This window comes from Oceanobacillus alkalisoli, from assembly GCF_021556485.1.
In the GTDB taxonomy this organism is placed as follows: domain Bacteria; phylum Bacillota; class Bacilli; order Bacillales; family Amphibacillaceae; genus Oceanobacillus; species Oceanobacillus alkalisoli.
Map to the genome: position 1 here is coordinate 42,809 of NZ_JAKGBW010000023.1, position 13,850 is coordinate 56,658.

Sequence of the window (13,850 nt, forward strand, 5' to 3'; positions counted from 1 at the left end):
AGCTGTTATTTTCTAAAGAAGGGAAGTAAGACGATGAATAGAGAAGAAATAATTTCAATAATTGATTATACATTATTAAAACCGACTGTAAATAAAGATGATATTACTGCTTTTTGTAATGAGGCAATTGAATATGGATTTTATACAGTGTTTGTTAATCCGCATTATGTTCAATTAGCTTATAATCTCCTGTCTCCCGTTCAAATTAAAGTTGGAGTACCAATTGGCTTTTCCCTTGGTGGAGCGACTACCCATACCAAAGTAGAGGAAACAAAGGAAGCAATAAAGAATGGAGCAGAAGAGATTGATATGTTAATTAATTTAGGGGCTCTTAAATCGAAAGAATATAACCTTGTTAAGAATGATATCGCTGAGGTTGTAAAAGCATCAGAAGGACTAACAACGAAGGTTATTATTGAAACGGGATTATTAACACAAGAGGAAAAAGTTACTGCAACTGAATTAGTCGTTGAAGGTGGAGCTGATTTTGTGAAAACAGCCACAGGATTTAACGGTGGGGGAGCTACTGTTAATGATATTGAATTACTTCGCTCAGTAGTCGGTAAAGATCTTGGGGTAAAAGCAGCTGGCGGAATACGCACGTATCAAGATGTAGTAGATATGGTTAATGCGGGTGCAGACCGAATTGGGACAAGTGGAGCTTTAGCGATTATTGATAAAATCAAAAAGTAATTTACTATATGATAAACCGAAAGAGTAGGTTGATAGGGAATGTCAAAGGTGATAGTCGTTGGAGATGCTTTAGTAAGTAGTTCAACACTAGAAAAAGCTGCACATCAATTAAGTATTGAAAAGCCAATTGAAGTAACTAAATATGAGTGGAATTCTAATGTATCGAAACATGAATTCCGTCGTTATATAAAACTTATTGAAACAAATGGTCCGGAAAATGTAGATATTCCACAGGGTATACTAGAAGATTTACAAACAGCTGATTATTTACTCGTTCATTATGCACCTGTTTCAAAAGAGATGATAGAGAATGCGGCTCAGCTAAAATTAGTTGGAACTTGTCGAGGCGGAATGGAACATGTGAATATACAAGCTTGTAAAGAGAAAGAAATTCCAGTTATACATGTCATACGGAATGCAGAACCTGTTGCAGACTTTACGATTGGTTTGATGTATGCAGAAACAAGAAATATTGCACGTGCTCACCATAATATTATGAAAGGCAAATGGGTGAATGAGTTTGCAAATGATTCATATAAAACAACTTTAAGTAATATGAAGGTGGGGATTTTAGGATTAGGTAATATTTCAAAGTTGGTAGTAAAACGATTAAATGCAATGGACGTAGAAGTGTTAGCATACAGTAAGCATGCAAATGCGGCCCAATTGAAATCAGATGGATTAAAGGTCAGTATGGTTGATTTTGAAACTTTATTTTCGGAGTCTGATATTGTCTCTCTACATGCCAGAGTTACACCTAAAAATATGAATCTAGTAAATAAAAATGTAATCAATCTAATGAAGCCCAGTAGCTATTTGATTAATACTGCTAGACCCGAACTAATAAACAGAAAGGATTTAATCGATGCTCTTCAAAATCATCGTATAGCTGGAGCAGCTTTGGATGTATTTTGGGAGGAACCGATTGATTCAAATGACGAATTGCTTAAATTAGAAAATGTTACGCTAACTTCGCATATAGGCGGGGATACGGTTGATGCAATCCCTAACTCCCCATATTTATTGAGAGATGCCATAAATGACTATTTGAAAAACGGAGTAAGTGATATGTTAGTTAGTTTTAGATAAACCATTCAAATTTTATTTTAATTACTATTTCAGAATGTAAGATATTAATGTGGATTGAATATCGGAGAAACTATAATAAAAATGAACTGTATCAACCTTACTTTCCAAATATTTTAGATCCTGTTTAAGTTGTAAACGAGGTTTGCATCTAAGAAACAAAAACTAGGTAAGAATATGTGGAGAAGTGGATGAAGATGAAACACTTTCACTAAGTCTTGATCTTGATGAATTCTCAACGAGGGCAGTATTGCTATTAAAAACACGCTCTCAAATTGCTCGTCTGTCTATAAAAGAAATGGTAAAATTAACTTAATGAACATTATAATTACACACAATAAAAAATAGAAATAAAGCTGTAAAGTATGCATTTAATTGATAGACGCAATATAGAGCAAGACTCGGGAGGGAAACAAAATGAATTCACTAAACCAATCAAAACAACTAGTAGGACAAGAAGCGATAAAATATATTAAAAATGGAATGAAAGTTGGGCTTGGCTCAGGCTCAACCGTATATTATATGGTAAAAGCACTTGGAGAAAGAGTGAGGACCGAGGGGCTAGATATCGTAGCCATTTCCACCTCAGAAGTCACGGATGAGTGGGCGAAGGAATTTGGTATTCCACTTACTAATTTTGCCACAGTTCAGGAGCTTGATATCGCGATTGATGGTGCGGATGAAGTAGATGATAATCTCCAACTTATTAAAGGTGGGGGTGGAGCTTTATTCCGTGAAAAAGTTGTAGCTGCAGCGGCAAAAGAATTCATCGTCATTGTTGACGAATCAAAGATTGTTTCAACTTTAGGCAAATTTCCGTTGCCAGTAGAAATTGTGCCATTTGGTTGGGAAGTAGTCGCTCACAAAATTGAAAAATTAGGTGGCGCTCCCAAATTGAGAAAAAAAGATGGCGAAGTATTCGTTACGGATAACGGGAACTATATACTAGATTGCGCATTTGAAGAGATCCATGATCCAATAGCGATACATGAACAACTAATCGCACTCGTTGGTGTCGTTGAGACTGGTTTATTTGTGGATATGACGACGAAAGTGATTGTCGCAGATAATAGGAGCACGAAATTGATAACGAAATAATTTATGAAGTAATTCGATTATGTTTTTATTCGCTCGTTGACTTAATAAATTATTAGAAATAAGCATTCGTCCTGGGAACGAATGCTTATTTGTTTATAAAATTGCAATCTGCGGGTCAGTACCTGTATTGGGGTTATTGTTGCTACAGGTGATTGATGAAGCTTGTCAGTTCTTTTTTAAATCATTGTTAAGATGAAAAGTCACCAAGACTGTCTGTTACCGCCCTTATTACTGTATCATTATTATTTGAGGTCATTGACAACTTCAGCACTTCTGTTTGTACATAACTACAAGAAACCTATAAAACCAATATGCGCTCATGAGGCTCCGTCCACTCGCCAAGTTTCTACCTAAACTGGGACATTATCTCTGACCCTCTGTCCCAGCGAAGAGTCTGCTGATTTCAATGATTGTTTTGGTTGCTTTTTCCATGTTGTCGATGGAGATGTATTCGAATTTGCCGTGGAAATTTTCGCCGCCGGTAAAGATATTTGGTGTTGGCAGTCCCATGTAGGAAAGCTGTGAGCCATCTGTACCTCCACGGATTGGTTCAATGATCGGTTCAATGTCAAGGTTTTTCATTGCTTGGCTTGCGATATCGACCACTTCCATCACCGGTTCAATTTTCTCACGCATATTGTAGTACTGATCTTTCATTTCCAAGACAACGTTATCAGCGCCGTATGTTTCTTGCATTTCTTTGACGAAGCGCTCGACTGTATTTTTTCTCTCCGAAAATTTATCTTTATCATGATCACGAATAATATAATACACTTGTGTCGTTTCAACATCACCTGTAATGGAAATGAGATGATAGAATCCTTCATAGCCCTTAGTATGTTCCGGTGCTTCTTTTTCCGGGAATTTACGAACGAATTCAGCAGCGAGCTTTCCGGAGTTCACCATTTTATTTTTGGCGGTTCCTGGGTGGACACTGTTTCCTTTAAACGTTACTTTCGCAGCTGCGGCGTTAAAGCTTTCGTACTGCAATTCGCCGAGGGGACCGCCGTCAACGGTATAAGCGTACGTTGCGTCAAATCGTTTTACATCAAAATGATGTGGGCCACGTCCAATTTCTTCATCTGGCGTAAAAGCGATCCGAATCCGGCCGTGTTCGATTTCAGGATGTTGTTTCAAGTAATTCATGGCGGTCATAATTTCCGCGATACCCGCCTTATTATCTGCACCAAGCAATGTCGTGCCATCTGTTGTCATTAATGTATGTCCTTTATAATTTGGTAGCTCGGGAAATTCCTGTGCAGATAATACAACTCCTCGTTCTTTATTTAATGTAATGTCACCGCCATCGAAATTCTCCACGATTTGCGGATTAACGTTTTTGCCTGTAAAATCGGTTGCTGTATCTAAATGGGCTAGGAATCCGATTGTCGGGACATCTTTATCTGTGTTGCTTGGAAGTGTTCCCATTAAATAGCCATTCTCATCTGCTTCGACGTCTTCCAGTCCAATTGCTTTCATTTCACGGATCAATACGTCGACAAGTTCCAATTGTCCTTTTGTCGTCGGGATTGTCGCTGAGTCTTCATTGGATTGAGTATCCATTTTTGCATATGTAGTGAGGCGTTTAATTAGTTCGTCTTTCATTTTAAACCACTCCTTTAGTAATAATCTGCTACCAATTCCATTATCCATATTTTATCATACATTTACGAGACTACCGAACCGGATACGGATCAAGTATCGGAAAATTTGAATAAAAATCTTTCTTGTTTATAAAGAAACAGCTACAATAAGATTAAGGACGAAATGATTTGGAGGGAATTTTTGATGACGAATTTAATCAGCGTGGAACGGTTAAAGAAACGATTAGAGAATAATCAAGCTAATACGGTGATTGTGGATACAAGATTCAAGCTGGATGATGAAGATGCAGGGAGAAAATTGTATCTGAAAAGTCATCTTCCTGGTGCAGTCTATTTGGATTTAAATAGAGATCTTTCAGGAAAAGTGTTCAAGCATGGCGGTTCCCATCCCTTGCCGGATTTCCCGACGTTCATTGAAAAGATTGGAAAAATCGGGATTGATAAAGATACAACCGTAGTAATTTATGATGAAGGTAATGATATGTTTGCTGCAAGGCTTTGGTGGCTGCTTGAAGCAATCGGGCATGAAAAAGTGTATATTTTGGAAGGCGGTTATACCCGCTGGGTTGAGGAGGGGAATGAAGTGACGGCAATTATCCCTTCTTTGAAACCGAAGAAATTCACTGCCTCATTTGATGAAAATAAAATTGTCGATATGCAGGTGGTGAAAGAGAAGTCGGATACAGACGCTGTGCTGATTGATTCACGGGCGGAAAATAGATATTTAGGGGATTATGAACCACTTTATAGTAAAGCAGGTCATATTCCAGGTGCGGAAAATTATCCTTGGCAAGCTGTTCTCTCGGCAGACGGGAATTGGCTGAAAGGGGAAGGACTTGAACAACATTTCTCAGGATTGGATAAAACAGATGAAATAATTGTTTCTTGTGGCTCTGGTGTTTCTGCTTGTGTGAATATTTTAGCCTTGAAAGCGGCTGGATACAAAAATGTGCGGCTCTATCCGGGAAGCTTCAGTGATTGGATATCCTATGATGAGAATGAAATAGAAATCGGAGAAGCGTAGACGATGCGTGTAACACGTTGCTCCTGGGTAACAGATGAGCCAATTTACATTGTATATCATGACGAAGAATGGGGTAGACCTGTTCATGATGACCGGAAGTTTTTTGAAATGATTACATTAGAAGGTGCACAAGCAGGACTAAGCTGGATTACCATTTTGAAACGCCGAGAAAATTATCGGAAAGCTTTTGATGATTTTAATGTGGAACGGATTAGTCGGTATTCTGAAAGCAAGATAGAGGAGCTTTTGCAGGATGCTGGAATCATTCGTAATCGGAAAAAGATAGAGTCCGTTATAAGGAATGCACAAGCCTTTTTACGTATACAAGAGGAATTTGGGAGTTTTAATGCTTATATTTGGCAGTTTGTCGGTGGGAAACCGATTGTAAATCACTGGGATAAGCAGGAAGATGTTCCGACAAAAACGAAAGAATCAGAGGCGATGAGTAAGGAATTGAAAAAGCGTGGCTTTACATTCGTCGGGCCAACTATTTTGTATGCGTTTATGCAGGCGACCGGAATGGTGAACGATCATACGAAAGAATGCTTTCTTCATGGTCAAGTGTTAACAGATTAACCGCGGTGTAACGGACTGTGGGGCTCTCTCGATTAAAAAGTCAGGGGAAATGAAAAATCTGAAATGGTGAACCAGTAATAAGTGACAGCCCGTTCGTTCAACTTACATTCAAAGGGGGACAAAAGCCCCCTTAAGAAGTTTTACTTTTGGAGGATAAAATGGAGACAGACGCATCAAAGTTAATGGAGAGACATAAGAAATTTAGTGTTTTACTCTGGTACCGGATCTACCGGAACTATAAAAATAATACAGCAAGGTCGAGCAGGATTTTAAAGGAATGGGATTTAACCAATGCGCAGTACGATATTTTAAGCAGAATTGCAGAGGCAAAAACCTTGTCCCAACAGGAACTTGCTGATCAATTACTCGTAACAAAAGCGAATATTACACAAGTTATTAAAAAGCTGGAGCAGCTCAGATTAATTAAGAAAGAAAAAGAATGGAAAACAAATTACATCTCCCTTTCTGAAAAAGGAAAAACCGTCTACAAAGAAGCAAATCAAGTATTAGAAGAATTCCAACAAGACTTTTTTAATAAACTAACGATAGAAGAAAAGAAACAACTTCTTAAGCTTTTGAGAAAGGTTGAGAAATAGTATATTGCAGCATTGCCCTTCACACTTTATTTTTGAGGGGTTTTTTTGAGCAATAAGATTGACCCAGTCATCGGGTGGAGTTTAAACTGATAATTAAACGTCAGTTAAGGAGTTAACTGATTATGCTAATCTAATGAATAATCGAAAGGAAAATAGATAAATATGAAAAAGTATCGAATCAATCCTGAAACCGGGCTGGAGTTCGGGGTTTTTACATTAGGGGATCATCTGTATAACCCTCACATAGGTGAACGAATCTCTGCTCAACAACGGATTAAAGAACTTATAGAAGTTGCCAAGCTAGCAGAACAGGCAGGACTAGATTTCATTGGAGTAGGGGAAAGCCACCAAGAATTTTTTGCCACGCAGGCACACTCCATTATTCTGTCTGCAATCGCTCAAGCAACCGAAAAGATTAAACTCGGCAGTACTTCAACGATTATCAGTACATCCGATCCGGTTCGTGTTTATGAAGATTTTGCTACGATTGATTTGATTTCAAATGGCCGTGCCGAGATTATTGCCGGTCGTGCATCAAGGGTGGGACTCTTTGAATTATTAGGCTACGATTTGCGTGATTATGAAGAGTTGTTCGAAGAGAAGTTTGAACTATTACTGGAGATTAATGAAAACGAAATGGTGAACTGGAGCGGGGAACACCGAGCTCCTTTACGAAATGCGAAGATTTTGCCAAGACCACAAGATGGGTCCCTGCCAATTTGGCGTGCGGTTGGCGGTACACCGGCGAGTGCAATTAAAGCGGGGTTGCAAGGAGTTCCGATGAGTCAGGCGATGCTTGGCGGAGCAGTATCTTCTTTTAAACAGCCGATTGATGTGTATCGTCAAGCTTTACAGCAAGCTGGACATAACCCAGCAGAGTTCCCAGTTGCAACGACAACCTTCTTCTATGCAGCGGAAACATCACAAGAAGCTTTAAGAGAATACTACCCGCACATTAATGAAGGAATGAAGCTTACGAATGGGCAAGGTTTCCCGAAGCAGTTATTCGCTCAAGCGACTGATTCCCGTAGTGTTATTAATGTCGGTAGCCCACAGCAAATCATTGAGAAGATTTTATATCAGTATGAACAGTTCAATCATCAAAGATATATGGCACAACTCGATTTTGGAGGCGTTCCAATCGACAAGATGAAGAAGAACATTGAGATTATCGGGAATGAAATATTACCCGCTGTTAAAAAATATACTGCAAAAAAATAGAGGGGGAAGTAACGTTGAAAATTGTCGCGTTATCCGGTTAAAACGTCGGGACAAAAACAAAAACAGCGATTTCCTATATTGCTCAAACATTGACCGAGAGATATCCGGATCATGAAGTGACGATGCTTGATTTAGCAGATTTGGAAATGGTGTTCAGTGATGGAAGGAATTATCTGGAATATGATGGAGATACAAAATATATTGCGGAAACGATGATGACGGCTGATGCAATCATTATCGGAACCCCTATATTCCAGGCTTCAATACCTGCCGCTTTAAAGAACGTGTTTGACCTGCTGCCGGAAGGGGCTTTTCGTGATAAAGTCGTAAGTCTTGTTGTGACAGCAGGCTCGTCCAAGCATTTTTTAATCGCAGAACAGCAATTAAAACCGATTCTATCCTTTATGAAGGCACAAATCGTTCAGCAATATGTGTTCGTTGAGGCGAAAGATTTCCATCGAGGTATGATTATCAATGATGATGTTCTCTTTCGGATGGACCGGTTAGTGGAAGATACGGTTATGCTGGCAGAAGCATATGAGGCGATTCAAAAGGAAAAAGAGAAAGTATACGGTTTGTGAACTACTCACCACTTAATTTCATACGAAATTTGAAGTGGGAGCTCCTCGTTTCCGCGAACATTGCTTATTTATTATATAAGTCTCATGCGTTCTCCACGAGCGTAAATTCGGGGCATTCCAACCCTACTGATAGGAAATGTTTCTAACATACCTTGGATATTTTACGCATACGAGGGGCAAAAGTCTAGCTCTAATTCCGTATGCAACTCCATATATCCAGTTGTCAAAGAACATTGCTAATATATAGTAACGTATGTTCGGTCAATTAGCACGTCTAAAGACGTTCTTGACCGAAAGCAATTCATCTCCAGCTTACCGCCTAAGCTAGCTATCTCTCTTCACACGCTTGAAGATGGAGACTTCTTGGCTAAAAACGTTAAATTGAAAAATAGCCTAGTTCAATGAGTGAACATAGGCTATTTTTCATATAAAGATGCGTTTTACCGCAGCTGCAAATTCATCGAAAAAGGGTGGACGGTCTTCTTTCTGGAGACCATGATCCATCATATCTACAATGGATTCGTTATACCATTTCTGATCTTCGTAACCGGCATTGAATATACCCCAAACGGCTGGGCCTTTTTCTTGCAAGTCTTTTTCGAGAGATAATAAGTTATCAAACCGGTCAGCCACGATGAGTTGCTTCACTTCGCTTTCAGCCGTTTTCAATATGTCGATTGTATGCTGTTTCCGTTCTTTCCAAGTTTTCGATTTATCTTCTGTATGTGATTGGACAAGTTCTGTGACTCTTTTTCCAAATTCCTTTTCAATCTCTTCTATTTCAATTGGCGTATCCTCAACGACATCATGTAAATAGGCAGCACATACGAGCTCCTCACTTGCACCGAATTTATCCAACAAGGCGGCTACGCGGATAGGATGAGTGACGTAGGGGATGTTACCAACTTTCCGGAATTGTCCTTCATGGGCTTCTTCTGCAAATCGTTTCGCTCTTTCTTTCAAAGGGATTCTCCTTCCGCAAAAATGAATTTATCCCGGTGTAATCGTCCGTAAAACTCCCCCTCAAAACTTCAAGTCAAGTCGAGAAAGTTTAGGTGGGAAGAAACGTGAGCTAACACCTAAGGTTCGTTCAACTAACAAGCCGTGGGAGATGAAGAAAAACCGCACTGATTGAAGTTTCACTTTATAGTTCCCAATCCATTGACAGAATTGTTACCAAGTCTTCGTATTTCTCATCGCCAAGGGTATGGCGGATTCGTTCTTCTAATACAGTTTTTAGTTCTTTGTTTTCTTCGTAGCAAATGATTCCCAGTGGTGTTAATTGTACGTACTTACTCCGCTTATTATGCTCGGTAGGCTCCGTTTTTACAAGTCCGCGCTTCTCGAGCTTCCGGATCAGTTTGTGGGTTCCTTGCCGCGTGAATTTTCCATTTTTGCCTACATCTGCAATCAATTCTTTTCCGTAATTGATCAAATCTAAAATAAACCACTCTGAATTCGTCAGTTGAATTTCATTTCGGTCATTCCATCTATTTGCAATGGCATCTCGGGCTTCCCGATGTTTCTTATTTAATAAATCGAATATATCTACCGTTACAATTTCTCTCGGCATTTTCTATCACCTCTATTTATCCGTGTACTGGTTATAGGTTTTATAACCTGTTCCCGCATCGTTCAAACAATTGTATTACTGAACGTCCGAGCTATACTATACAGAGCTTGACGAGGGGTTGTCAACAAGTTGACAAATTGTTGAAAAAGTAGTACAATTATAACGTGACTCGATTTCATGAACGAGAGAAAATGGAGGTTGGCAAATGTTTAAAGTTGGAGATTTAATCATCTACTCTACACATGGTGTATGTAAAATTGATGACATTTGCGAAAGAAGCTACCGGGATGAGACACGTGAATATTATATTCTGCATCCAATGGAGGATCCGAATTTAACAATCAGTGTGCCGGTAGATAATGAAAAGGTCGTCATGCTGGATATCATGGAAAAACAAGAAGCAAAAACAATCCTCGATTTGTTTGAAGAACCTGGAATTGAATGGATTGAAGACGCCAAGCAACGTAATAAGAAATACAATAGCTTGATTAATGGCGGTGACCGTGATGACATTGTTAAGATTGCCAACACCCTTATGCGCAAACAGAAGGAAGCGAAAGTAAATAAGGAGCGCATGTACGACCAAGATCAGAAGATGCTAGAAGAAATTCAACGGATCATGTTCCAGGAATTAGCGGCATCTCTTGACACAACAGTTGAACGTATTATCGAACGGATTAACAAAGTAATCCCTTCGAAAGTATCCTAATATAATAGAAGAAATTGACCTTGAGGCACGATGCAAGGTCAATTTTTTGTTTTGGCTGGATCCGAACCGATGAAGGATGGCAGGGCGTGATAATCAAGATGATTTTATGTGTAGTGTGATTATGATAAGAGTTGTAAGTGCCCGTTCGCATGAGTAATCATCACCGAAAGTCGTTGACAAGCTCTATCAACGTCTGTTCGTACGAGTAATCACAATAAAAAGTCGCTGACAAGCTCTATTAACGCCCATTCGCACAAATAAACGCTACCGAAAATCAGTGATAACTTAAACATGGGAAAAAATCGCCATCTCACACCTTTGTTTCTAGAAAATCAGAAGCTCATCCTTTCATTTACAAGATGAAACAAGTAAAATAACTGGTAAGGCAAATTATTTTTTCGGAGGTACCATACTATGACCAAAGGAATCAACCAAAGAAAAACCGAGCATATCCGTTTATGTTTAACGGGGAATGTGGAAGGTGTAGATAAAACAACAGGCTTAGAAGGCATTCATTTCATACATAATGCATTACCGGAAATCAACTTCGACTCGATTTCAATGGAGACGAGTTTTTTAGGAAAACAATTGAAGGCTCCATTTCTCGTCAGTTCGATGACAGGTGGATCAGAACTTGCAACAGCAATTAACCAAAACTTGGCGCTTGCTGCTGAAGAACGGGGCTGGGTGATGGCAATTGGTTCGACGCGTGCTTTTCTGGAAAGTGACCAGCATAAGGAATCATTCCTTATCCGCAGGCAAGCTCCTACTGTCCCGCTAATCGTCAACATTGGAGCGGTACAATTCAATTATGGCTACGGCCCGGAAGAATGTCAGCGGATTATTGATAAAACAGGGGCCGACTCTATTGTGCTTCACTTAAATAGTATGCAGGAAATCGTGCAGGATGAGGGCGATGTTAACTTTGAAAATCTGCTTCCTAAAATTGAGGAAGTATGTAAGACATTGGAAGTTCCTGTTGGTGTAAAAGAAGTCGGCTTTGGAATCGACGGGGAAGTCGCTGAAAAGCTATACAATGCAGGAATCGCGTATATTGATGTAGCAGGTGCAGGTGGTACTTCGTGGAGCCAGGTTGAGAAACTGCGCTCCCGGAATAAATTGAAAAAAGCAGCAGCGGAAGCATTTAACAATTGGGGCTTGCCGACAAAGGACTGCCTGGTTTCTGTCCGAAGCAAGCTTCCTGACGCACCACTTGTGGCCAGCGGTGGAATGAGTACTGGAGTCGATGCAGCTAAAGCAATTACAATTGGTGCTGATATTATCGGGTTCGCTCGTCACTTATTGAAAGCTGCAACTGAATCCCCAGAGGCTGTACTAGAGACGATGAAACAGATTGAACTGGAGCTCCAGATGACTATGTTCGGAATCGGTGTGAAAAACCTTGATGAATTAAGAAATACAAGACGTGTCAATATTATGGGCACGTCCCTCATGGACGAATTGTAAACAAGTTTTATCCCTTCTGAATCTGGGTAAAAGAACTAACAGATTAGGAGGGATAAATTTGGTTTGGACACTTGAGGATTATCCCGCGTCCATGAAAAACTTACCCGACGTCACACGGAAAAAGGCGATAGATATTGCGAATGCCATGATTGATGAAGGCTATAAGGAAGGAGATACGCTTCCCATAGCAATCAGTCAGGCAAAAGAATGGCATGAAAATGCATCAGAAGAAGAGATCGAGCATTACCGGAAATATGGAAAAGTCACGACTCGTTCCTCAGAGAGCAAAAAGTATGAAAGTAACCCTGAACGAATGGAAGAAGGGGAAATCGTCCGGCCGCATGAAGATGGTTGGGCAGTTGAATCAGAAGGTGCAGAACGACCAAGCAATGTGTTTGATACGAAAGAAGAGGCAATAAAGCGGGCAAAGGAAATTGCTAAAAATAAAGGAACCTTTGTCACCGTCCGTAAAAAAGACGGTTCGGTTCAAACGAAATATACATTCGACGAGGATTAAGAAAACAGCGGAGCTAAAAATGGGGCTTCGCTGTTTTTTATTGTTAAACGAGCGCTTACGCTTTGATTGTCAGGCAGATAATTTCATCGGTTTCCTTCTCTATGCTACAATTAATCCAGCTTTCAGCAACTTGGAAATTGTAAGGTAAAAGGAGAACTATTTAAATGAAAATCGAAATATGGTCAGATTTTGTATGTCCCTTCTGTTATATCGGGAAAAGAAATTTAGAAAAGGCATTAGAGGGGTTCTCGCATCATGAATCTGTGACAATTGAATATAAAAGCTATCAACTCGATCCGGCTGCTCGGAATATTCCTGGAAAAAACTTCTGTGAAACATTTTCCGAACTTAAAGGAATCCCGCTTGATGAAGTGAAGACGATGAATGAACAAGTTACGAATCAAGCAAAGACAGTCGGCCTTGATTATCGTTTTGATACGATGCAATATGCGAACACCTTTGATGCTCACCGGTTATTTCAGTATGCTGAACGGAAGGGAAAAGGAGCCGCAATGACAGAACGTCTCTTGCATGCCTATTTCACAGAGTCCGAGCTGTTAAGCGATATGGATACTTTAGTGCAACTGGCCGGTGAAGTTGGCATGGATAGAGAAGAAGTAAGACAGGTTTTGAAAACGGAGAAGTATACACAAAAGGTAAAAGAAGATATCGCTGTTGCTGGGGAGATTGGCGTGCAAGGTGTCCCATTCTTTGTATTCAATGATAAATACGCATTATCGGGTGCACAGCCAAGTGAGATATTTGCACAGGCACTTGCAAAAGTCTGGGAAGAAGAAGGTGAATCCCCAACAGCAAAAAAGATTAAATCAAAGACTTCCTATTGTACAGATGAAGACTGTGTAGAACAATAAGAAAAAGAGGCTGGGACATAACTAGCCAAAAATAATAAAAAAAGAATCCAAGTCATTAAAATGCGGCTTGGATTCATTTTTGATAGAAATTTATCATCGTTATTTATTTTTTGGAGTTTTTGGCGGTGAACTTCCTCAAGTTTACCGCCATTAATGCAAAGGCTAATTCATTTGTCGCCTTTTGTTTTCCTCGAACGGAAAAACGAGTGAAACCTAAATTAGCCTTCAAAAAT

At 39.7% G+C, this 13,850-nt stretch carries 14 protein-coding genes and 1 pseudogene; 12 read left to right on the forward strand and 3 right to left on the reverse strand.

Features of this window, described 5'->3' with window-relative positions; genetic code table 11:
* Nucleotides 1-33: 33 nt before the first annotated feature.
* The 3 genes from deoC (at nt 34) to rpiA (ending at nt 2,877) form a co-directional block, all read left to right on the forward strand.
* Complete coding sequence (deoC, locus tag LZD48_RS17250) at nt 34-693, forward strand: deoxyribose-phosphate aldolase (RefSeq protein WP_235763945.1); 660 nt, start codon at nt 34-36, stop codon at nt 691-693.
* A gap of 39 nt (nt 694-732) precedes the next feature.
* Nucleotides 733-1,782, forward strand: coding sequence for a 2-hydroxyacid dehydrogenase (locus LZD48_RS17255; RefSeq protein WP_235763946.1), 1,050 nt, complete (start codon nt 733-735; stop codon nt 1,780-1,782).
* Between the two features lie 414 nt (nt 1,783-2,196).
* Nucleotides 2,197-2,877: a ribose-5-phosphate isomerase RpiA gene (gene rpiA, locus LZD48_RS17260; RefSeq protein WP_235763947.1), complete on the forward strand. Its 681-nt coding sequence runs from the start codon at nt 2,197-2,199 to the stop codon at nt 2,875-2,877.
* Between the two features lie 363 nt (nt 2,878-3,240).
* On the opposite strand, the gene pepT is transcribed toward rpiA, so the two are convergent.
* Entirely contained in the window at nt 3,241-4,482 is a 1,242-nt protein-coding gene (pepT, locus tag LZD48_RS17265; protein WP_235763948.1) for a peptidase T, read from the reverse strand.
* Nucleotides 4,483-4,665: 183 nt separating this feature from the next.
* Between pepT and LZD48_RS17270 the strand changes: the two genes are divergently transcribed.
* The 5 genes and pseudogenes from LZD48_RS17270 (at nt 4,666) to LZD48_RS17290 (ending at nt 8,479) form a co-directional block, all read left to right on the forward strand.
* On the forward strand, nt 4,666-5,505 hold the full coding sequence (locus LZD48_RS17270) for a sulfurtransferase (protein ID WP_235763949.1): 840 nt from the start codon (nt 4,666-4,668) through the stop codon (nt 5,503-5,505).
* Nucleotides 5,506-5,508: 3 nt separating this feature from the next.
* Nucleotides 5,509-6,081, forward strand: coding sequence for a DNA-3-methyladenine glycosylase I (locus LZD48_RS17275; RefSeq protein ID WP_235763950.1), 573 nt, complete (start codon nt 5,509-5,511; stop codon nt 6,079-6,081).
* A 158-nt stretch (nt 6,082-6,239) separates the two neighbouring features.
* On the forward strand, nt 6,240-6,677 hold the full coding sequence (locus LZD48_RS17280; RefSeq protein ID WP_235763951.1) for a MarR family winged helix-turn-helix transcriptional regulator: 438 nt from the start codon (nt 6,240-6,242) through the stop codon (nt 6,675-6,677).
* 162 nt (nt 6,678-6,839) lie between these two features.
* Entirely contained in the window at nt 6,840-7,898 is a 1,059-nt protein-coding gene (locus LZD48_RS17285; protein WP_235763952.1) for an LLM class flavin-dependent oxidoreductase, read from the forward strand.
* A gap of 14 nt (nt 7,899-7,912) precedes the next feature.
* Nucleotides 7,913-8,479, forward strand: a pseudogene (locus tag LZD48_RS17290) (NADPH-dependent FMN reductase).
* A 423-nt stretch (nt 8,480-8,902) separates the two neighbouring features.
* Here LZD48_RS17290 and LZD48_RS17295 read toward each other — a convergent pair.
* Nucleotides 8,903-9,442 carry an HD domain-containing protein gene (locus tag LZD48_RS17295; RefSeq protein ID WP_235763953.1) on the reverse strand — a complete coding sequence of 180 codons (540 nt, stop codon included), beginning with the start codon at nt 9,440-9,442 and terminating at the stop codon, nt 8,903-8,905.
* Between the two features lie 181 nt (nt 9,443-9,623).
* Complete coding sequence (locus tag LZD48_RS17300) at nt 9,624-10,052, reverse strand: MarR family winged helix-turn-helix transcriptional regulator (protein ID WP_235763954.1); 429 nt, start codon at nt 10,050-10,052, stop codon at nt 9,624-9,626.
* Nucleotides 10,053-10,257: 205 nt separating this feature from the next.
* Here LZD48_RS17300 and LZD48_RS17305 point away from each other — a divergent pair, with 205 nt between their 5' ends.
* From LZD48_RS17305 to LZD48_RS17320, 4 genes are all read left to right on the forward strand, one after another.
* A complete protein-coding gene (locus LZD48_RS17305; RefSeq protein ID WP_235763955.1) occupies nt 10,258-10,761 on the forward strand; it encodes a CarD family transcriptional regulator in 504 nt (167 codons plus the stop codon).
* A gap of 414 nt (nt 10,762-11,175) precedes the next feature.
* Entirely contained in the window at nt 11,176-12,228 is a 1,053-nt protein-coding gene (gene fni / locus LZD48_RS17310) for a type 2 isopentenyl-diphosphate Delta-isomerase (protein WP_235763956.1), read from the forward strand.
* Nucleotides 12,229-12,286: 58 nt separating this feature from the next.
* Nucleotides 12,287-12,745 (forward strand): DUF2188 domain-containing protein, encoded by a 459-nt coding sequence (locus LZD48_RS17315; RefSeq protein ID WP_235763957.1) that lies wholly within the window; start codon nt 12,287-12,289, stop codon nt 12,743-12,745.
* 164 nt (nt 12,746-12,909) lie between these two features.
* On the forward strand, nt 12,910-13,617 hold the full coding sequence (locus LZD48_RS17320) for a DsbA family oxidoreductase (RefSeq protein ID WP_235763958.1): 708 nt from the start codon (nt 12,910-12,912) through the stop codon (nt 13,615-13,617).
* Nucleotides 13,618-13,850 lie beyond the last annotated feature (233 nt).